Here is a 20283-nt window from a genome sequence, read left to right on the forward strand (position 1 = left end):
TCATGCGCTTACATCGAGTGCATCAGAAAGCAGTTTCACTCGTAGCCAATGCTGGGTACGAATGATAGAGCGAGCTGAACTCTTACATACACAGCCATACCACAATCAACACACCACCCGACGGGGACTTCATTCCCTGTTGGGGCATGGGGCCTCGTTAAAACTAATGAGGTTTACCATGACAGAACAATCCCCATTTTTGGTTCAAGTGAATCAAGCGTTTAATGTCCCGGCTCCTGATGCTTTCGTTCTGGAAGGATATGGTGCCGACACTACCCATCCAAACATTCCCGTTCGCAAGGACGAGTATGTTTTTAGAAAAGAAGACTTACGTGACGTATTGGCGTTCTTGTCTCACCCAGACGGTGACGGTTTGTATATTACAGGCCCCACGGGATGCGGTAAGACCTCGCTAATTTGCCAAGTTGCTTCTCGATTGAATTGGCCTGTTCAGCAAATTACTGCGCACGGTCGATTGGAGTTGTCCGATCTTATCGGTCACCACACGCTGGTTAATGGCAACATGACCTTTGTGTATGGACCGCTGGCACTGGCTGTAAAGCATGGCCATTTACTGATCATTAATGAAATGGATCTTGCTGAGCCTGCTGAACTGGCTGGGCTGAATGACATTTTGGAAGGTGCCCCGTTGGTCATCGCACAAAATGGCGGTGAGATCATCATGCCACATAACAAGTTTCGTTTTATCGCTACCGGCAACAGTGCGGGCAGCGGTGACCAAACGGGCTTGTATCAAGGCGTGCTTCAACAGAATTTGGCTTTTCTTGATCGCTTTAGAATCATCGAAGCGACCTATGCAGAGCCTTCTGTAGAGGAAGCCATTCTGGAGAACGTTGCGCCGGGCTTGCCAGAAGTCTTTCGCCAAAAAATGGTGAAAGTGGCTGGTGACATTCGCCGTCTATTTATTGGGGGCGCGGATGGCGGCGCTGAGCTTAGTATCACCATGTCCACTCGGACCTTGGTGCGCTGGGCAAAGTTAACACTTGCTTTTAAAGGCGCTCCTAACGCAGTGGAGTATGCACTGGTTCGGTCTTTGACGGCTCGTGCTGAGTTGGAGCAACGTGAAGCCATTCACCGTATTGCCGCTGATGTCTTCGGTGACCACTGGGAGGATTGATGATGGAAAAGTGCTTTGCTCTTTACCGTTACAGTCATTCTGATGGGACAGCCAAAGAATGGGCCATTTACGTTGGATCAAATACCCAGGAGATTGAAGTCCGGTTTGGAAAAGCTGGTCAATTGTCGCAGCAGCGATTGATTGACTCGACTGATCCTAACGCAGAAGCAGACCGAAGAATCAATGAGAAAATCAACAAGGGTTATCGATTTGTTGGACAAGTCGGCATTGATCATCAAGGGCGGCCATTTGAACTCTCAAATGCGCTTGATAGCGTCGCGTGCGCCAATAACGTCAGTTGGGAGTTTCGTACTCGCAAGGACGTCAATGGCCAAATCTCGCTGGCGCAAAAAGCGTTATTCGATATGGCAAAGCTGCTTGAAGCCTATGGCTTGGCTGTTATTGATGATAACCAGGTCAGGATTGGAGAATGGTCATTAGGGTTTTGCAAAAGCGGATTACCTAGTACCAATCAAATCAGCATTGTGTCAGGTGAAGGCGCTGGCATTGTTAACACTGATGATGGCCCGTGGCCGTTGTTGCTGTTACTGGCCTTTAAGCGTCAATTACCACCACTGTGTTCGCTCACAGTAGCGAGTCCTGAGGGGATAGAAGTATCCGACCAACTGAAGTTGGAAAAAGATGTATTGAGGCTTTTAGGCAGTGATTTAGAGCGGGTTCGCCCGATAGCTGAAGCACTGGACTTAATGCCTGCGAAAATCGATCTCAACCAATCGTCGCCTGATTCGCAAAATTACTATTTCTGATAGTGATATTGCCATTAGCGCGTCAACTACTACCACCCAAACGGGGGGCCATTGCTCCTGTTGGGAGTGGTGCGTCCCCATCTCGCATGAGGATGCACTATGAGTATTCAAACCCTCGACAAACTTTTGATTTGTCACATCGACTGTTCCATCTGGAGCGGTAGAAAAAAACTAAGGCCTGAAGATTTCAGACTAGCCAATGGCAGCCAACTTCCACCGAAGGATGTTGCCAGCTTAGGGAGTAAAAAAATTTGCGACCCTGAGGCATTGGCGAACTTTGAAAGGCTTAAGAAAGAAGCGCAGCGCTTGTGTGAGCAAGTCGGTGTGCGGTTTTTAGGTGGCTATGCCGTCCCTGAAGACCGAATTGATCAGATTGTTCCAGAGCTTGACCGGATCGGTCAGGAGTTTGCGCAGTGCAAGCAGTTGTTCTTGGACAACTATGATCAGGTGACGTTTGACTGGGTTGCAAAACACCCGGAATTTGCAGATGCAATCCGGCGTGCGCTGTCACCCATCGAAGACGTGGAACAACGACTTCAGTTCGATTATGCCATCTATCGAATGCAACCAGCTGAACAAGCTGGTGGCTTAGATGACAAGGTCAATGGTATGGGACACACCCTCTTTAGGGAAGTGGCTCGTGATGCCAATGAACTGTTTGAGCGTTCCGTTGCAGGAAAGAATCAAATCAGTCAGCGAGCCCTTAATCCTCTGAAGCGGTTAAGAGACAAGTTGGATGGTTTGTCATTCCTGGATCATCGAGTTCAGCCGATGGTTGAAGCGATGGACAATTTATTTGTTCGTCTGCCGAAGACCGGCCCTGTGACAGACAATCTCTATCACGAACTGATGGCGACCATTTTAATTTTGTCTGATCCAGACAAGATGAGAATGCACGGTGAAGGTCAATTGGATATCAGACAACTGATGCCCAAACCTGAACCTAAACCCGCGCAGCCAGTTTCTGCTCAGGCTGATAACTTACGTGCAATACCACAACCAACCGTCAGACCAAACATTGGTTCGACTGTACCAAACTCATTTTATTTCTAACGTCCTTGAGGGCATGTTGCCCTTAAGGGCGCATGTCCTCTGAACTATGTAAGAGGAAATTATGCAATCAAGCATCCATAACCCCAGCCAACTGAACCAGTTTGAAGCACATTTTCGTGGTGTGACTGATGCGGTTGAAAGTGAATCGATACCAGAAGTGGCGTGTTGTCGAACGTTAGTACAACGGTCGTACTCAACACATAGTGTCGTGATCCCCAAGAATCCTGTTTTGATCGCAGATGTGGACGCACAAGGAGCTTGGGTAACGGCCATGGTATTTGTTCCAAACATGGCATTGCAGCAAACCGCTTTTGAGCGGGCCTGGCTGCAATATCAACACGAGGTGTCTACTCAGTTACAAGATCAGTACGGTCTGACATTGGATGACATCCTGAGTTTAGACCAGCTTAAAACGTCATTTGAGCAGCACGAGAGTCCAGCTCAATTGGTGGCTTGGTTAGGTCAAAAATACGACCTGGATAAGCTAAAAGCACAGGTTTAAACATCCATATTCCCAGCGGGGAAACGCTCCCGCTGAGGGAGTATTCCCCCTAATGATTAGGAGACTCCCATGAATCATCCATTAAAAAACGCACTGCCAATCGTTGCCGCCGCTTATGGCGAAAAGTTTGGTGTGAAGGTGCTTATTCAAGGACAAGATGCGTTTACCGATGGTGAGCGGATTGTGATCCCAACAGCAAACCCAGACGACCCACACTATCAACAGATAGCTTGGGGTTATCTGGCTCATGAAGCGGCGCATATTCGGCATACCAATTTTGACATGGTGCAGAAGGCGTCGTCCAAGCCGATCCGTAAGGCACTTCTCAATATCATTGAGGACGTTCGCATTGAAAACGAATTGGCAAAGGATTACCCCGGAACCCGGCGCAGTATTTCGCAAGTGATTGAGTACATGGTGGACACACAGCAAATGAGTGTACCTGAACAGCTTGATCCTGCATCTAACTTGCAAGCCTGGTTGTTGTTCCGCTTGAGATGCCATTTTCTGGGTCAGAAAGCGCTGACACCTCTGTATCAAGCGGTTGATGAAAGAGTGAGACAACTCTTTCCTGCCGCAGCGATGAGCCGGTTAAGCGCCATGCTTACAGCAGTGCCTAGCCTGGCATCTACAGGTGAAGTGCTAAAACTTGTCGATGCCATCGTTGCCATGTTGGAAGACGAATCTCGTCCACCACAGGATGAGTCGGATGCTGATAGCGGTAATGACATTGGACAAGATGCGAGTAATGACAGCAATAACAGTAGTGACAGTCAAATCCCTGAAACAGACTCGTCTGCAACGGCGGATGTTGCTGAAACGGGGGATTCAGATAACTCTGATCAAGCTGACAATTTGCGACAAGCCTTAGAGGCCAGTGCCGCTCAGTTTGAACCCGATACCTTTGCCCAAGTGGCAGAAGTGTTGTCGGAACAAGCTGAAGGACATCAGGGCGTCACACCTCTCAGTTTGCCCCAAGCAGAGCAAGCTATGTTGGGTGATGAGGCCATCTTGACCTTATCGGCGTCTGAGTCGGCTCAAATTCGAGCCCGACTTAGGGGCATGGTTCAGTCCAGTCAGGATAATCGGAATCATGCCAAACGGCACGGTCTTCGAGTTGCAACTCATCGTCTTGCCGCTTCACAAGCAGGTGAGTCGAGATTGTTTATTCAAAGGCAACCTCGCATTGCGCCCAATGCTGCTGTGCACTTGCTTGTCGATATATCGGGCTCAATGGGTAAGCCCATTGGCGAAGGTAATCGAAAGTACTTTCATGTTGCCAATGAAGCTGCTTTGGCTTTGGCCATGGCACTGGAAGGCATACCGGGTGTTGTACCTGCGGTCAGTTATTTTCCTGGTATTCATCAGGAAGTTTCTATCGCGTTATTGCCCAAGCAATCGGTTCGACATCGGGCCGCCTGTTTTGACCAAAAACCACGAGGTTGTACGCCTATGGCACAAGCGATGTGGTTTGCGGCAAACAGTTTGTTAGCGCAAAAACAGAAGCGAAAGCTAATGATAGTGCTAACGGATGGTGACCCAGATGATTGGGCTGCCACGCATGACATTGTTGACCGGTGCAGACGAAGTGGCTTTGAGCTTCTGGGAATAGGGATTCAAACACGCAGTGTTGAGAAATTCTTTCCTCAAAGCATTGTGATTAACGATGTCAAAGATCTGAAGCGTGAGTTATTCGAAGTAACACAACAACTGTTAATTCAGTAACCACATCAACTTTACCACCCTGCGGGGACGATTCCGTCCCCGTCAGGGCATGGGTTCGTCTCCGCTTTTTTTTGGAGACTCCTATGAAAAACAAAAAGTTCTTAGCTGGCGAAGAAACCGGTACTTACATCGTTCCTGAGCAAGTGACTGAAGCGGATATCTTAGATATGGCGCTCAAGCTTGCCCGTGGTCGATTGAGTAAAGGTCGAAAAATTGAACAGCCATCGTCGGCGTTCTCATACCTGCAAACACTGATGCACGAGTATGAGCACGAAGTCTTTGGCGTGCTGTTTCTTGATACAAAGCATCGCGTTATTCGATTTGAAGAGCTGTTCAAAGGCACTTTAGATGCAGCGAGCGTGTATCCAAGGGAAGTAACAAAGCGAGCGCTAGAACTTAATGTAGCAGCAGTGATATTGGTTCATAACCATCCATCGGGTGATCCTGAACCCAGTGAATCTGATAAACGCATCACTCATCGACTTCGTGACGCCTTGTCACTTGTTGATATTCGAACGCTTGACCATGTCGTGGTCGCATCCGAGGGCTGCGTTTCGCTTGCCGAACGCGGTTATCTGTAATGAATGGGCGTATTGCCCATTCTCCTACATCACAAAAGCAGTCCCATCAGCACACATCAGCACAGCTCGAATTTCTATTTGAGTTTGATGATGCCCCTGTCACTTGGTCTGACACGGAAATCTGGCAGTTACGCGAAGGCATTCTATTGGATGCGATCCGTGTATTGCTAGACGGTCGTGTCAGTACTCGATTGCGAAAGGATGTGTTGTCGTGGATTCAAAATGACGAATTAGCGCCATTTTGCTTTCGTGTTTGCGCTATGGCTGCGGTTGTCGATCCTGATGTGCTTCGTGATTCCATCATGTGGCTATTAAGACGACATGGTATCCAGCTTGACTAACGTTCCTGCATTAACCAAACGGCTCAATGCAGGACCCAAGCTGACTTTTACCACCTGTGGTAGGAGTCGGCATTTTACTTAAGGAGGTTATATGGCGTTACCTTTACAAATTGAAACAGTAAGGCCATATCTTAATGGCCAATGGCTTCAAATACTGGCGGCGTTGGCGCCAGAACTTGATGCCGCTATTGCTCGAAAAGGCCGTCATGTGGCTTGTCCTGTTCATGGCGGTCGTGATGGCTTTAGGCTGTTCAAAGATGCTGAATATACCGGAGGTGGCGTTTGTAACACCTGCGGTATCTTTCATGATGGCTTTGAACTGTTGTCTTGGATTAATGGATGGAACTTTGCTCAGTCTATTGAAGCAATCGGCCAAGTTCTAGGTATTCAACCCGGACAAATACAAGCGCCTACTCGGCCAATACCGAGTAACGCTGTTGATTGGAAGGCTAAAAAGCAGGAAGAGGACAAAGCGATTATCCATCGCTTGAATCAAACCTGGGGAGAAACGTTATCTCTTGCAGATACTCGTGCGCAACCAGTTTGGAACTACTTGCGTCGTCGTGGCATTGTTACCCGGCTTCGTCCTGAATGGGATTCGGTGCTGAGGTTTCATCCAAGCTTGCCTTACCATGATGAAGATGGTCTGTTGATCGATAGCTACCCAGCGCTGCTAGGTAAAATCGTTACGCAGCAAGGGCGTTCGGCCACGTTCCATCGGATCTACCTAAGTGAAGATGGATTCAAAGCGCCGGTTGAAAAGCCTAAAAAGATGATGCCGATACCAAGTGACAGAACAATCACTGGCGGTGCCATTCCGATTGGTGAGCCTGGTGAGGTACTAGGTGTTTCTGAAGGTATCGAAACGGCTTTAGCTGTTACCAGAGCAACGGGACAAACATGTTGGTCGGTTGTGAATGCAACGCTACTTGCTAGGTTTGAACCACCAAGTAATGTGAAAATGCTGTACATCTGGGCAGATCATGATCTATCTGAGACCGGCCTGAATGCAGCGAATGAACTCAAGAAAAAAGCCTGGCAAAAAGGCATTCTGACACAAATGTTGATCCCTCCGATACCAACGTCACTCGGCGTGAAAAGTTGGGATTGGAATGATGTGCTGAATGTTTACGGTGCCATGGGCTTTCCGAAAGTTCATATCTGATCCAAGGGGCTTCGGCCCCTTTTTTTGCGCCTTGCATATTTGAAAAAACATGGAGAATGAAAAATAGATAACCAATAGGAGAAACAAATATGATGGTATTAACCCTGTTAACAAAGCAGATTGATGGTGAGTTTACGGTTTACTGGAAGACCGGCCTTCGAAGAGGTGGTGAGCTAAAGGTCGATTTAGGTGAGCAATACGACAAGCTACCTGAGCAGCAAAAGCCAATTGCAGCTGAGGTTTATGCTATTCATCACCTACTGTCAGTGAAAGAGGTGATGGGGAGTAACCGAAGCGGTAATGGGCTTCAAATCCGGGTCAGTAAAGGAGCCATCAAAAAGTTACAGAAACAACGCTCAACTCAGCATTCACTTTACAGCCTGACTAGGTTCTTGCTCACCCGCTACCAAGAAGCACAGATATCGGTAGAAAAACGGGAAGAATGGCTCTCCCATTCCTTCGAAGAATACTGCGTCGATAATGCTACCGTGAGAGAAATCGATGAGGTCATCAATGTGCCAAGTATTGGGCCTGTCGTGGTGACTCGTCATGCACAGGAACGGTTTGTGGAACGGCTTTCAGACGGTGTACCTAAGCATCCTTGGAAGGCTTTGTGCTCAAAGCTGCTATGTTCTGCGCTAACTAAAGCCCAGTTACCAGAAAGCGTCACTATCCAAAAAGCAAAAAAATATGCACAAGAGGCCGAGTTCTGGCAATACATGGGGAGCAAGATGTACTTTGTTATGGTTCCAAGTGGCTCAATTAAAACTTTGGTTACGGTTTTTGCAGTTAAGTGAGCTAATGTAGTATTCGCACTTTATGAATATTACTTATGTGCCAAAAGCGGACATCACTATTTTAATCAATCACAACTCAAGTTTTTTTACATATTGCTAATATTTACTAGAATAGTGAAAGCAGTATCTAAATTAACTATGTTAGTGACAAGGTATGCAGTTTGTTGCTGTTCCAGTTAAAGAACTGTACTTTAATGCACATTAAAGTGCAGAATAGAATCTATGTCTTATCATTATCTAATGTATGTAGTCTCTAAAGAGTACACTTAAGTTAAGCTTTAATTTAATAATCAGTGATATGCTTCGCGTCTCTTATTTAGCGATCGAGGATTGCTCTTTTCTTTCGCAGACTCATTATCTTAGTGATAGTAAATGAATAAAAAAATTAAACATGAGTACCAAATCAGTATGCGCTCAGCCATGGAGGCTGAACAAGTCAATGATTTAGACAATGCGTTTAAGTCTCTTGAAAGAGCGCATATTTTAGGGCAGAGATATTTTATACCGCACATAGCGACGCACTGGCAGATGTTACGAATTGGGCTTAAACGCAATGATAATCGCGAGGTTATTGGTCAGATCGTCCGTTTGATAGCAACGGTTCCGGGTTTTATATTTGGTTGGGTTCCAAGGGGAAATCCTGGAGGCGCGAATATCTCTGCTTTAAAGCCAGTGCCCTTGCCAGCTGACTTGCAACCCTTGCTAGCTGACAGCCCCATTTGGCGGGACGTCTTAATACGCCTGACTATTTACGCGGTTATCGTTTTAATCGTATTAGCATAAACACCCATACTATTGCCAAAACGTTCTTCGCTGCAGCCCAATGCTGCAGCGAAGCAGGTTAATGATTATTCCGTTTGCTGTTTGCGGTTATCGTTTTTGTGCACCCAATGATATAACACGGGCAATACCAACAATGTCAGCAAGGTTGACGAAATAATACCGCCAATCACCACTGTCGCCAGCGGGCGCTGCACTTCAGCACCGGTGCCAATATTAATCGCCATCGGCACAAAACCGAGGCTCGCGACCAAAGCGGTCATTAGCACAGGGCGCAACCGGGTAAGCGCGCCTTCCGTTATCGCTAACAGCAAGTCACCTTTCTCACGCCAGAGATCGCGAATAAAGCTCAGCATCACCAGACCGTTCAACACCGCTACGCCTGATAAGGCGATAAAGCCAATGCCAGCAGAGATTGATAAAGGCATACCCCTCAAATACAAGGCCAACACACCACCGGTGAGCGCCAACGGCACACCGCTGAAGATAATCAACGCATCTTTAAATGACGCAAAAGCCATCACCAGAATACCTAAAATCAGCAGCAACGTAACAGGCACCACAATGCTAAGGCGCTGACTGGCGGACTCCAGCTGCTCAAAAGTACCACCATAGTCCAGCCAGTAACCGGCTGGTAATCTAACGTCACGGTTGATTTGGGCCTTTACCTCTTCTACAAAACTACCAAGGTCTCGCCCGCGCACATTCGCGGTTACCACTACCCGGCGTTTGCCATTTTCACGACTAATTTGCGCCGGCGCAGGCGACACATCTAAGGTAGCCACTTCCTGTAACGGTACAAAGTCCCCATTTGGTAATGGCACCGGCAACACCGCCAGTTTGTCCAGATCGCGACGCAGGGTTTCCGGCAAGCGCACAATCAGCTCAAAGCGTCTGTCACCTTCATACAGAATACCGGCCGACGTACCTCCAATTGCCGCTGATACCCAGTCCTGTAGTTCAACCACATTTAAGCCGTAACGGGCAAGCGCAGTTCGGTTGGGGATCACCGACAAGGTTGGCAAACCAGTGACTTGTTCCACTTTAGTATCCGCAGCACCTTGCACCTTGTTGACGGCTTGCAGAATTTGATTAGCGCTTGTAACCATCTGATCTAAATCATCGCCAAATACCTTAATAGCCAGATCAGCTCGTACACCGGAAATCAGTTCATTAAAACGCATCTGAATAGGTTGGGTAAATTCATAGTTATTGCCCGGCAATGTCGCCAAAGCAGCCTCCATTTCAGCGACCAATTGGGCTTTGGTTTTATCCGGATTGGGCCATTCACTGCGCGGTTTTAATATCACAAAGTTGTCAGCCACATTGGGTGGCATCGGATCGGTCGCCACTTCTGGGGTACCAATTCTGGCAAACACTTTATCAACCTCAGCAAAGGTTTTGATCTTCTGCTCCAGAATTTCCTGCATTGCAACGGCTTGTTCTAAGCCGGTGCCCGGAATACGCATGGCGTGTAAAGCGATATCGCCCTCATCAAGCTGAGGCACAAACTCTGCCCCCAACGTGGTCGCCAACCACAGACACACACCAACCAGAGCACTGGCCAAACCAATCACCAGCCAGCGAAATTTGAGTGCCAGCGCTAATAGCGGTGCGTACAGGGTTTTAGCGCCTCTTATGACCGCACTTTCTTTTTCACTGATTTTACCATTTAAGAACACCGCCACAGCGGCAGGCACAATGGTCAGCGACAACACCATAGCGGATAACAGGGCCATCACCACAGTCGCTGCCATAGGATGAAACATTTTACCTTCGACACCGGTCAGCGAAAAAATAGGAATATACACGATAGTAATAATGGCCACACCGAACAAACTGGGCCGGATAACCTCTGCAGTTGCCAGATACACCGTATTTAAGCGCTCTTTTAGCGGTTGGATACGGCCGTTGTGCTGTGCCTGCGCCAGGCGGCGAACCGCATTCTCGACAATAATCACCGTACCATCAACAATTAAGCCAAAATCCAGCGCACCCAGGCTCATCAGGTTGGCAGAAACGCCGGCTTGTACCATGCCGGTAATGGTCATCAGCATTGATAGCGGGATCACCGCCGCAGTGATTAACGCCGCCCGCAGGTTGCCCAGCAGGATAAACAACACTACGATCACCAGTAATGCGCCTTCCAGCAGGTTTTTACTGACGGTTGCAATGGCTTTATCCACTAAGGTGGTGCGATCATATACGGCTTCAGCAATAATACCCTCTGGCAGAGAGCTTTTGATCTGCTCCAGCTTTTGCGCGACATCGCGTGCCACTGTGCGTGAGTTTTCATCAATTAACATCATGGCTGTACCCAGCACAGCTTCTTTACCATCCTGAGTTGCCGCACCGGTTCGCAGCTCTTTGCCAATGGCAACATCGGCAACGTCACTCAGCTTTACCGGTATTGTGTCGTATTGCGTAATAATGACATTAGCAATGTCATCCAGAGAGGTTAACTGACCGGGCGAGCGTACCAGCAGTTGCATGCCCTCACGTTCAATATAACCGGCACCCCGGTTGTCATTGTTGGCTTGCAGGGCCAGTTCAACATCCTTAATACTCAGGCCATAATTAAGCAGTTTCAGTGGGTCGGGTAACACATGGTATTGCTTGTTGTAGCCACCAATACTGTTTACCTCCACCACACCTTTAACCTGTGCCAGCTGAGGTTTTATTATCCAGTCCTGGATTTCCCGCAGTGCCATGGCATCGTAAGGTGAACCATTTTGTTGCAGCGCGCCCGGCTTGGCCTGCACCGTATACATAAAGATTTCACCAAGACCGGTTGAAATAGGGCCCATTTCAGGCTCTATGCCCTCAGGCAACATATCCTTGATAGCGCTTAACCGGGTGTTGATTAAATTGCGGGCAAAGTAGATGTCCGTGCCTTCTTCAAACACCACCGTTACCTGTGACAAGCCATAGCGTGACAATGAGCGGGTATAACTTAAATTGGGTAAGCCATACAGGGCAGTTTCTACCGGATAGGTAATACGCTGCTCTGCTTCAAGTGGCGAATAACCCGGTGCCGCCGTGTTTATTTGTACCTGAACGTTAGTAATATCCGGCACTGCATCAATCGGTAACTGTTGGTAGCTCCAGCTACCAATGGCAATAATCAACAGTGTCAGCATTAAAAATAGATACCGCCTCGCAATAGCCAGGCGCAACATGGATTCAATCATAGTGCCCCCTTAATGATCATGCTCGGCTTCAGATTTTTCAATATCCGCTTTTAACAGATAGCTGTTTGTAGTGACATACAACTGGCCGGGCTTTAAACCGGCAATCACTTCGACATAATCCATGTCGCTACGGCCAAGCTGCAATGGGGAAAAGACATATTCGCTATTATTTTTCACGAAGACACCGCTTTTATTGTCCAGTATTTGAATGGCCGATTTTTTAACGGCAAGCTCAACGTTGAATTCACCGCTTATCACAGCACCTTCGATCAATTGCCCGGACGACAGTTTACCGTCACGGTTATCCAGCTTAACTCTGGCCAGTTGATAGGGCTGGGTTAATGATGGGATGATATGCGCAATTACGCCGTTAATCTCAGTTTCAGCGGCCATAATGACCACTTTTTGTCCTGTCGCGACAGCATCTTGTTGTGACGGGTACAGGCGAAAATCTGCCCACAGGCCGCCAAAATCAGCAATGCTAAACAGCGTCTGCTGCTGTGCGACTTCACCAACATTGGCGCTGCGCTGAATAATAACGCCGTCAATTGGCGCTTTAATGGTATAGGTATTTAAGCTCTCATTTGACTCGACAACGGCCAGTACATCGCCTGCTTTTACGCTGTCACCCAGCGAGAATTTCACCGAGGTAAGAATACCGGGAAAACGGGCATTAACATGGCTGATGCGGTTTGGATCAGCGCTAAGCTTGCCATAAACAACCTGATGTTGGCGTAATCGCTGGCTGTCAGCACGGTCTGTGACAATATTAACTGCCGTAGCCATATCATCACTAATGCGGCTGCTTAGGGTTTCGTTGTGTTCATGCTCGTCGTTTTCGTCGTGCCCTTCATGCTCATTGTGTTCTTCATGTTTTTTGTGCTCTTCATTTTTCTTAGTGTCAGATTGCGGCTTTACCGCTTGTTCTTTGGCATGGACGTGAGCTTGTTCTTGCTCATTGGCGGCCATTACATGCATCGGCATCAGCCAGGCTGCAATAAACATTGCCAGTGTTACATGTGGTTTCATAATGCTATCTTCCTGTATGTTCTGTTTGCCACGTCGCACAGTTAATTAAGTGCGGCAGCGGGGCAATAATCTTGTCAGTTACTGCGTTACCGGCTCGGCGGTAAGCTGTTCAATCGTCGCCTGGCTCAATAGCACCGCAGTGGCGGTTTCCAGTAAGTGTCTTTTTGCCTGCAACAATTCTTGCTGGGCATTAAGCCAATCCTGATAATTTGAGCGCCCGCGCTGGTATGCATCACGCGTAAGATCCAGCGCTTGTTCCAGGTTGGGGATCACGTACTGCGCCAACTGTTGGTGACTGGTAATAAATTGCTGTCGTTGCGAGTACGCATCAAACAAGCGTTCATGCAGGATCAGTAAGCTATCCTGCTGTCGATACTCGACATTGTTTCGCTCTGCCAGCGCAGCTTCGATGGCTGCACTATTGCGACGTTCAGCAAATAACGGCACTGAGATACCAAAGGTAAGGCCTGTATCATCACTGGCCTGATAGCGTCTTACCCCTACCTGCCAACTCAGATCGGCGCGATTCTGGCTTTGTGCCAGTCGCACTTCAGCGTCTTTTAACCGACGTTCAGAGGCAAAAATGGTTAACGCCGGCGATTGTTGCAGCCGCTGATACAGCTCAGCAAAAGGGCGGCTTTGGCCAAAAGCAAACAAGTTACCTGCCACAACGTTAAAGTTGGCGCTGGTATCACCCCAAAAACGTGCTATGGCTATTTTTTGCCGCTCAATGCGCTGCAACAGGGCGTCCCGCCCGATCTGAACCTGCGCCAGTTGCGCCTTTGCCCGCATGATTTCAGCATCTGACAAGGCACCGCTGGCAGCACGTTTTTCAGCGCTTTGCAGCAGGGCTTCTGAGAGCGCTACGGCCTCTTCTGTCAGTGTCAATTCCTGCTGGCTGGCCAATAGATTAATATAATTGCGGGTAAGCTCTGCCAGCACATCCAGGGTTTGCGCCTGTTGCTGCCATTCAAGAGTATTGAGCCTGGCGTCTACTACCGCAGCGCGCCATTGAGCTTTATTATCCAGCTCTATCACGGAAGATAAGGCGATTGTCAGCTCAGCACCGGCCAGCCCTCTGGCCTCTCCGGTGCCCGCAACATTCTCAAGCTCTACACCGAGTTGATAACCGGGTTTAAGGCTTTGCAAATCACGCTCTGCAAACAGACGCTGTTGCGTAAATTTAAACTGATGCAGCTGAGGGTTGTGTTGCAGCGTTTTATCTATTGCCTGTTGTAATGTCAGTGCTTGCGGCTCTGCACGTAGCGGAAGCGCGCAAAATACCGCCGCCAGTATTGCTGGCAGCATTAGTGTCATACGCATGGGTATGCTCCTGAAAGTTAATCGTTAATAAAAAAAGATAAACAAGCAGGATCAGATATTTGGCGGCGGCACCGGTGGGGGATAGCTAATGAGGTTTAACCCTGGTTGGGTAGCGGCTATAACACTGTCACGGAAGTTAAGCAGTTCCATGCCCTGAAAAAAAGCGATATAGCAGGTCACATGAGCATGATTACTGTGTTCGTCGGCATCATGCTCAGAGTTATGTGCAACGTTATGTGCAGTGACTTGCTCACTGCTTACGTCGAAAAGGGTATCTGAGTGGCAGTGTTCATGTTGCAGGTCAGTGTAGGCATGGGCATGATCAGGCAAATGCATAACTAACGCATCACAGGCCATCACGGCATGATTCAGCATAATCAGCAACAGTAATAATAAGCCTGATGTACGACCTAACATAAATCCCTCAGTAAGTTAGCGCTATGGTAGCGCTATTGCGACTTACGCTTTTAGCTGTAAAATCCTGCGCGCACCATTGAGTACAACTAATCCAATGATGAACCCTATTACCAGATCCGGATAGCGTGACCCGGTCCAGGTGACTAATAATCCGGCCAAAATCACCCCAGCATTTGCGATAACGTCATTTGCAGAGAAAATCCAACTGGCTTTCATATGCGCGCCGCTTTCTTTTTGTTGATGAATTAACGAAAGACAGATCACATTAGCAACCAAAGCAATAGCGCCCATAATTAACATCAACGTCGACACTGGCTCGTTACCAAACAGGTAGCGCCGTATCACCTCACTGATCACCCCAAAAGCTAAAATTAATTGCAGCCAGCCGGCAAGCTGTGCGGCGTTTAATTGAACCTTGCTACTACGCCCGACTGCGTATAGCGCAACCCCGTATACCGCTGCATCGGCAAACATATCCAAAGAGTCGGCTATTAACCCGGTTGATTGAGCCAGCCAACCGGTCACAAACTCTACTGCAAACATCACCGCGTTAATGCCCAGCAACCATTTTAAAATTAACTCCTCACGCAGCGAACCTGATTCTGTGGATTGTCTGGCCTGCGTTACCTCTTCGGGTTTCACCGGCCCGGTCTTTGTCAGCGATGCGCCCAGCCCTAAGCTGTGCATTTTTGTTGTAATTTCATTGGCATTCACCGTGTGAAAAACGCGAACCTGCCTTTGTCGGATATCAAACTGTAACAGAACACCGGGCTCAACTGTTTCCAGCGCCATACGGATCAAACGCTCTTCGGCAGGGCAGTCCATTTTAGGCACCCTAAATTCACTAAGGTAGGCATATTTTGCATGCTTATCAGGTGCATCAACGGCGCTATTTTCACTGTTGCCCGTTTCGCTACACTTATCATTGGAACAGCATTTTGCATTCATAACCGATAAACCTTGGGTTGATATGAAACCTAGTTTAAACTCTGTAGTTACTATAGAGTCAATAGGCAGTATCGAGATGATCAAGATTGGAGAGCTGGCAAAAATCTCTGGCTGTTCTGTGCAAACCATCCGTCACTATGAAAAGGAGCAGCTTCTTGCGGCGAAACTACGTAGCGATGGTAATTTCCGCCTCTACGATCACGCTGATATCGAGCGGTTGCTATTTATTAAACACTGCCGGAGTTTAGATCTGAGTTTGGCAGAAATTCGTCAGTTACTGAGTTTGAATGACTCGCCAATGTCGCAGTGTGATGATGTTAATCAGATGATTGAACAGCATATCGAGCAGGTAGAACGTCGCATAGCGGATTTAACGCAGCTTAATAAACAACTAAAGGCTTTACGTCTTAGCTGCAACTCGAAGCGCACGGTAGAGCACTGTGGTATTTTAAAACAATTGAATGAAGCCGTTAGTCAAACCAACTAAGTTGTTATCAGCAATAAATAGGTGAGTCTTAATGCACCAGCACAACCATTCATATATCAAAGACGACAGCGACAACCGGATCGCTATGGCTTTTTTCTTAATGTGGGTTTTACCCTAATTGAGTTTATCGGCGGTTGGTTAACCAACAGCACAGCAATTATGGCAGATGCAGTGCATGACCTGGGTGATAGCTTATCTATTGGCAGTGCATGGCTGTTGAACCGGCTTGGCCGAAAGTCTGCAAACCGACAATTTACTTACGGCTACCGCAGATTGTCATTGTTTGGCGCCTTAATTAACGGCTTGGTATTGATTGCCGGATCGGTTTGGGTACTGACTGAGGCAATACCGCGGCTGGCTAACCCGGTAATGCCAGTGACAGAGGGAATGCTGGCTTTAGCTGTGCTGGGTGTTGCAGTCAATGGCTTTGCCGCTTACCGCTTGAGCAAAGGAAATACACTGAATGAAAAAGTGCTGAATTGGCATTTGCTTGAAGACGTTCTTGGGTGGGTTGCAGTTTTGGTTGTGGCTATTGTGCTGCAATTTGTGGATTGGCCTATCCTTGACCCTTTGCTTTCTATTGGTTTCACCTTATTTATTTTGGTTAATGTTTTACGAAACCTCAGCACAACTGCGCGTTTATTTCTGCAAGCCGCGCCAGATAGCAAATTGCAAAATGAAATCCAAGATACTTTGCTGAAAATTGATGAGTTAGACAGCATTCATCACCTGCATCTCTGGTCGCTTGATGGTGAACATCATGTACTCACCGCACATGTGGTAACCAATGCCAGCAAGGCATTTACTGCAAACCATTATGCCGATATTAAGCTGCGTATTGCTAACGCATTGGAGCAGTTTGATTTAGCACATACCACGATAGAGCTGGAGTTAACACAAGAACATTGTCGGGATGAATTCCCGGATAAGGTGCAGTGAAGTGACCGTCATTACAACGTTAGGTTTATTTATCATTACTGCAATAGCAGAAATTGTCGGTTGCTATTTGCCTTACTTGTGGCTGAAAAAAGGAGCTTCAGCCTGGGTGCTGTTACCTGCTGCAATCAGTCTGGCATTATTTGCCTGGTTGTTAACGCTTCACCCAACGGCTGCTGGACGTGTTTACGCGGCTTATGGCGGAGTATACGTAACAATAGCAATAGTCTGGTTGTGGGGAGTAGATGGCATTCAACCACACCGCTGGGATCTGGCTGGCGTGGTGCTAATGCTCGCAGGCATGGCAGTGATCATGTTTGCGCCGAGATAAACAATTTGTTTTGAGCACGGTATTACGAAAAGAAAGACTTAGGTACTTTTATCATTTATAGCAATGGTTTTTCTGTTCTTGATTAAGAATTTTTCAGAATACATTGTGTATCAAATGTTAGTCGCCCACAAAAATGGTTACAGCAGTGCCTGATTTACCTATTTTTTACAAGGTGTACGCTTTGTTACTATTTCAGTTAAAAAGCTGCACTTTAATCACTATTAAAGTGCGAAATGAGCATGGTTTCTTTGTATTGACGTAAATGTCTGCTTTTCGCTCAAAGCGGTCCAATCATAAATTTGGCTCGTTAAAATTAGCTGTTGTTACTGGTCATAACAGCTAGTCAGAAACACACACGATTTCTTCATCTATCTGGCCAATCACCTTAACGGCGTTCCTTAGCATGTTAGCTCTATGAAATTTCTGGAGCTGACAATGAGAACGCCTTTGTTACCTTGGTTTATCCTATGGGTGACCATCCCAATCATTATTTTCTTTCTATTCATCTTACCCGCCTATGCCAGTGACGAGCCATTCTATCAGCGTGGTCAGGAAGGCTGGTTTTGGTATCAGGTCATTCCTGGGCCAGCGGAGGCTGAAGAGCTTATTAAGCCGGAATCTGGTGCGGCAGAGTCGAGTAAGAGCGGGCTAAAGCCTTTCAGTGCTGCCTGGTTTCGTGAGCACATGCAGTCGTTCATGGACAAGGCAATTGATGAGCCGACGAATGAGAACGTCAGAGCCTATCTGTATCTCCAGCGCGTCATGATGGATAAGGGCTCACAGTTTGCTGATGTTAGTCAGCAGGTAGTCATGGGCGATCCAGTTTTGGATGAAATCAGTCGCAGACCCTTGGCTACCTATGCTGCCAATCGGATGGATCGAGAAGCTGGCGCTCAACGAGATATTGCTTTAGGTGAAGTAGCAAAACGGGCTGGCTTATTCTTCTTCTATCGTTCTGATTGCCCTTACTGCCATGCTCAAGCGCCTATCATCGAATCAATGGCTTTGAACTATGGTTTCGAGGTGTTTGCTATTGCAGTCGATGGCTTGCCTTTACCTGGTGGAGAGTTTCCTCATTACAAAGTCGATTCAGGACAAGCCCAATCCTTGTCCGTTACGACTGTTCCAGCGGTCTTCTTAGTAGACCCGCCTAATGTCATCACTCCGATTGGCCAAGGTGCAATGAGCCTCGATGAGCTCAATAATCGAATCATTCTCGCAGCCCATCAAGCCGGTTGGATTGACGATCAAACTTACTATGCCACCAGACCTGTTCAACCCGGCGTGTCACTCGCGATGTCAGCGCAAGAGCTTAACGAAAAAATATTACAGGACCCTGAGTTTCTTGTTCGCTATCTGCGTGCACAAGGAGGGTTATAACGATGAAAAAAGTATTCCGAGTATCGCTTATCGCCTGTGCGATTGGTTTTTCATCTATGAGCCAAGCAAGCTTGCAACAGGAGATGAATCAGTTGTTTGGTTCAATGACCAACACCACTGCGCCTGGTGTATTCGAGAGTCAACGACGTGGCGTTATATCTGGAGGAAGTGTTGTTGTTCGTAACAGGATCATGAATGAGAACCTCGTCTCTATGGTGCCACCGTCATTCCAAGCCGGTTGTGGCGGCATTGATATGTTCGCTGGAAGTTTGTCATTTGTTAATGCTGATCAGTTCGTTCAATTGCTTCGCTCTGTGGCGGCAAATGCCAAGGGATATGCATTCCAACTGGCGCTCAGCGCTATGTGTGAGAAATGCTCACAGCACATGGAGACTCTGCAAAAGAAAATCCAGCAGTTGAACGAGTATTTTGGCAATTCCTGTCAAATGGCTCAGGGAGTCGTGAACGATACCTTGGCTGCTTTTGGTAAGAAGGGGCAAACAGAAGCCAGCATGTTGAGCTCACTTAAAGGGGCTGGAGACGTTTTTACCAGTTGGAGTGAGTCCAATGGTAAGAACCCTTATGAGAACGCTTCAAGTGTCGCGGCATCTGATGTGAACAAAACGATTAAAGGCAACTTGGTTTGGCGAGCACTGAAACGTCACTCGGCATCAAGCTGGTTTGCATCGGGGGATGACCGTTTTCTTGAAGCGGTTATGTCAGTGACTGGTTCGATCATTGTTGGTGATTTGGCTAATGCGGCTGATGGTCAAGGTAAAGCCCCAAAACTGACCAGACTGAATGGCAATAAAGTGACTATTGAGCATCTAATTCATGGCGGTAACGTCGCTATGTACCGATGTGACACAGTGACACAAGACGGCTGTCTGAATCCGACAATCACTAACGTGACCCTAACCGGGTTATCAACCCAGGTAGAAAATTTACTGCTTGGTACAGGTTCTAGTAACGGCATTATTTTTAAGTTTGCTCGAAATACTGGGGCAGCTAGCACCACCGAAAAGGCTTTTATGACCTCGGCTCCTGCGAGCATTGGCGGCATGATTCGAACACTTTCTGCATTAAATGAAGGGGCTGCTAGGTCGTTTGCTTCAAGAGCTGCGCCATTTATTGCTGTTGAGATGGCCCGAGCATTGGTTGAAGACATGCTCAATGCAGCTAGAAGTACCTCCGGTGTGGAAGATCATGCCTATGCGAAGTTATTAACGGAAGACCTTGAACGTGCACGTCGCCAAATCAATGAGGAGTACGCTGCGTTGCAGCGAAGATACGGCTCAGAGCAAGAATTGCTGGCGCATTTTAACCAGGTGATACAGACCATTCGCAAACAGCGTTATTACACCGTTAAATCTACGGCACTGGGGGAATAGG

19 protein-coding genes and 1 pseudogene are annotated in these 20283 nt (G+C 47.6%); 15 read left to right on the plus strand and 5 right to left on the minus strand.

Annotated elements, in window-relative coordinates:
• Positions 1–178: 178 nt before the first annotated feature.
• The 10 genes from SPUTW3181_RS05965 (at position 179) to SPUTW3181_RS06010 (ending at position 8852) form a co-directional block, all read left to right on the plus strand.
• Positions 179–1138 (plus strand): AAA family ATPase, encoded by a 960-nt coding sequence (locus tag SPUTW3181_RS05965; protein WP_000139695.1) that lies wholly within the window; start codon positions 179–181, stop codon positions 1136–1138.
• Entirely contained in the window at positions 1138–1905 is a 768-nt protein-coding gene (locus SPUTW3181_RS05970) for a hypothetical protein (protein WP_011788513.1), read from the plus strand. Before SPUTW3181_RS05965 ends, SPUTW3181_RS05970 begins: the two co-directional genes overlap by 1 nt.
• A gap of 99 nt (positions 1906–2004) precedes the next feature.
• On the plus strand, positions 2005–2958 hold the full coding sequence (locus tag SPUTW3181_RS05975; RefSeq protein WP_011788514.1) for a DUF3150 domain-containing protein: 954 nt from the start codon (positions 2005–2007) through the stop codon (positions 2956–2958).
• Between the two features lie 61 nt (positions 2959–3019).
• Positions 3020–3460, plus strand: a complete 441-nt coding sequence (locus SPUTW3181_RS05980; protein ID WP_011788515.1) for a hypothetical protein — start codon at positions 3020–3022, stop codon at positions 3458–3460.
• Between the two features lie 69 nt (positions 3461–3529).
• Entirely contained in the window at positions 3530–5185 is a 1656-nt protein-coding gene (locus SPUTW3181_RS05985) for a VWA domain-containing protein (protein ID WP_011788516.1), read from the plus strand.
• An 83-nt stretch (positions 5186–5268) separates the two neighbouring features.
• Positions 5269–5766, plus strand: a complete 498-nt coding sequence (gene radC / locus SPUTW3181_RS05990; RefSeq protein ID WP_011788517.1) for a RadC family protein — start codon at positions 5269–5271, stop codon at positions 5764–5766.
• On the plus strand, positions 5766–6107 hold the full coding sequence (locus tag SPUTW3181_RS05995; RefSeq protein ID WP_011788518.1) for a hypothetical protein: 342 nt from the start codon (positions 5766–5768) through the stop codon (positions 6105–6107). Before radC ends, SPUTW3181_RS05995 begins: the two co-directional genes overlap by 1 nt.
• Before the next feature lie 91 nt (positions 6108–6198).
• Complete coding sequence (locus SPUTW3181_RS06000) at positions 6199–7272, plus strand: primase-helicase zinc-binding domain-containing protein (protein WP_011788519.1); 1074 nt, start codon at positions 6199–6201, stop codon at positions 7270–7272.
• Between the two features lie 89 nt (positions 7273–7361).
• The gene (locus SPUTW3181_RS06005) at positions 7362–8069 is read left to right on the plus strand and encodes a hypothetical protein (protein WP_011788520.1); all 708 of its coding nucleotides are present in this window, start codon (positions 7362–7364) and stop codon (positions 8067–8069) included.
• A gap of 372 nt (positions 8070–8441) precedes the next feature.
• Positions 8442–8852, plus strand: a complete 411-nt coding sequence (locus SPUTW3181_RS06010) for a DUF3703 domain-containing protein (RefSeq protein ID WP_008985542.1) — start codon at positions 8442–8444, stop codon at positions 8850–8852.
• A gap of 65 nt (positions 8853–8917) precedes the next feature.
• On the opposite strand, the gene SPUTW3181_RS06015 is transcribed toward SPUTW3181_RS06010, so the two are convergent.
• The 5 genes from SPUTW3181_RS06015 to SPUTW3181_RS06035 form a co-directional block, all read right to left on the minus strand.
• On the minus strand, positions 8918–12040 hold the full coding sequence (locus tag SPUTW3181_RS06015; protein ID WP_011788521.1) for an efflux RND transporter permease subunit: 3123 nt from the start codon (positions 12038–12040) through the stop codon (positions 8918–8920).
• A gap of 9 nt (positions 12041–12049) precedes the next feature.
• Complete coding sequence (locus tag SPUTW3181_RS06020; protein WP_011788522.1) at positions 12050–13069, minus strand: efflux RND transporter periplasmic adaptor subunit; 1020 nt, start codon at positions 13067–13069, stop codon at positions 12050–12052.
• 78 nt (positions 13070–13147) lie between these two features.
• A complete protein-coding gene (locus SPUTW3181_RS06025) occupies positions 13148–14392 on the minus strand; it encodes a TolC family protein (RefSeq protein ID WP_008985545.1) in 1245 nt (414 codons plus the stop codon).
• A 51-nt stretch (positions 14393–14443) separates the two neighbouring features.
• The gene (locus tag SPUTW3181_RS06030) at positions 14444–14809 is read right to left on the minus strand and encodes a hypothetical protein (protein WP_011788523.1); all 366 of its coding nucleotides are present in this window, start codon (positions 14807–14809) and stop codon (positions 14444–14446) included.
• A 42-nt stretch (positions 14810–14851) separates the two neighbouring features.
• Complete coding sequence (locus tag SPUTW3181_RS06035; RefSeq protein WP_011788524.1) at positions 14852–15757, minus strand: cation transporter; 906 nt, start codon at positions 15755–15757, stop codon at positions 14852–14854.
• A 22-nt stretch (positions 15758–15779) separates the two neighbouring features.
• Here SPUTW3181_RS06035 and cadR point away from each other — a divergent pair, with 22 nt between their 5' ends.
• From cadR to SPUTW3181_RS06060, 5 genes and pseudogenes are all read left to right on the plus strand, one after another.
• On the plus strand, positions 15780–16244 hold the full coding sequence (gene cadR / locus SPUTW3181_RS06040; protein WP_011788525.1) for a Cd(II)/Pb(II)-responsive transcriptional regulator: 465 nt from the start codon (positions 15780–15782) through the stop codon (positions 16242–16244).
• Between the two features lie 31 nt (positions 16245–16275).
• A pseudogene (locus tag SPUTW3181_RS06045) lies at positions 16276–17183 on the plus strand (cation diffusion facilitator family transporter).
• Between the two features lies 1 nt (position 17184).
• Positions 17185–17511 carry a YnfA family protein gene (locus tag SPUTW3181_RS06050; RefSeq protein ID WP_011788527.1) on the plus strand — a complete coding sequence of 109 codons (327 nt, stop codon included), beginning with the start codon at positions 17185–17187 and terminating at the stop codon, positions 17509–17511.
• Positions 17512–17946: 435 nt separating this feature from the next.
• A complete protein-coding gene (locus tag SPUTW3181_RS06055; protein ID WP_011788528.1) occupies positions 17947–18891 on the plus strand; it encodes a thioredoxin family protein in 945 nt (314 codons plus the stop codon).
• Positions 18892–18893: 2 nt separating this feature from the next.
• Positions 18894–20282 (plus strand): conjugal transfer protein TraH, encoded by a 1389-nt coding sequence (locus SPUTW3181_RS06060; protein ID WP_011788529.1) that lies wholly within the window; start codon positions 18894–18896, stop codon positions 20280–20282.
• Position 20283: the final 1 nt, after the last annotated feature.

This window comes from Shewanella sp. W3-18-1 (assembly GCF_000015185.1).
Lineage (GTDB): Bacteria > Pseudomonadota > Gammaproteobacteria > Enterobacterales > Shewanellaceae > Shewanella > Shewanella putrefaciens.

Coding starts and splice junctions, on each gene's coding strand:
- SPUTW3181_RS05975 (WP_011788514.1), top strand. CDS start 2,005: ATGAGTATTCAAACCCTCGACAAACTTTTGATTTGTCACATCGACTGT.
- SPUTW3181_RS06035 (WP_011788524.1), bottom strand. CDS start 15,757: ATGAATGCAAAATGCTGTTCCAATGATAAGTGTAGCGAAACGGGCAAC.
- SPUTW3181_RS06060 (WP_011788529.1), top strand. CDS start 18,894: ATGAAAAAAGTATTCCGAGTATCGCTTATCGCCTGTGCGATTGGTTTT.
- SPUTW3181_RS05995 (WP_011788518.1), top strand. CDS start 5,766: ATGAATGGGCGTATTGCCCATTCTCCTACATCACAAAAGCAGTCCCAT.
- SPUTW3181_RS06015 (WP_011788521.1), bottom strand. CDS start 12,040: ATGATTGAATCCATGTTGCGCCTGGCTATTGCGAGGCGGTATCTATTT.
- SPUTW3181_RS05965 (WP_000139695.1), top strand. CDS start 179: ATGACAGAACAATCCCCATTTTTGGTTCAAGTGAATCAAGCGTTTAAT.
- SPUTW3181_RS05970 (WP_011788513.1), top strand. CDS start 1,138: ATGATGGAAAAGTGCTTTGCTCTTTACCGTTACAGTCATTCTGATGGG.
- SPUTW3181_RS05985 (WP_011788516.1), top strand. CDS start 3,530: ATGAATCATCCATTAAAAAACGCACTGCCAATCGTTGCCGCCGCTTAT.
- SPUTW3181_RS06055 (WP_011788528.1), top strand. CDS start 17,947: ATGAGAACGCCTTTGTTACCTTGGTTTATCCTATGGGTGACCATCCCA.
- radC (WP_011788517.1), top strand. CDS start 5,269: ATGAAAAACAAAAAGTTCTTAGCTGGCGAAGAAACCGGTACTTACATC.
- SPUTW3181_RS06025 (WP_008985545.1), bottom strand. CDS start 14,392: ATGCGTATGACACTAATGCTGCCAGCAATACTGGCGGCGGTATTTTGC.
- cadR (WP_011788525.1), top strand. CDS start 15,780: ATGAAACCTAGTTTAAACTCTGTAGTTACTATAGAGTCAATAGGCAGT.
- SPUTW3181_RS06000 (WP_011788519.1), top strand. CDS start 6,199: ATGGCGTTACCTTTACAAATTGAAACAGTAAGGCCATATCTTAATGGC.
- SPUTW3181_RS06010 (WP_008985542.1), top strand. CDS start 8,442: ATGAATAAAAAAATTAAACATGAGTACCAAATCAGTATGCGCTCAGCC.
- SPUTW3181_RS06030 (WP_011788523.1), bottom strand. CDS start 14,809: ATGTTAGGTCGTACATCAGGCTTATTATTACTGTTGCTGATTATGCTG.
- SPUTW3181_RS06005 (WP_011788520.1), top strand. CDS start 7,362: ATGATGGTATTAACCCTGTTAACAAAGCAGATTGATGGTGAGTTTACG.
- SPUTW3181_RS06020 (WP_011788522.1), bottom strand. CDS start 13,069: ATGAAACCACATGTAACACTGGCAATGTTTATTGCAGCCTGGCTGATG.
- SPUTW3181_RS05980 (WP_011788515.1), top strand. CDS start 3,020: ATGCAATCAAGCATCCATAACCCCAGCCAACTGAACCAGTTTGAAGCA.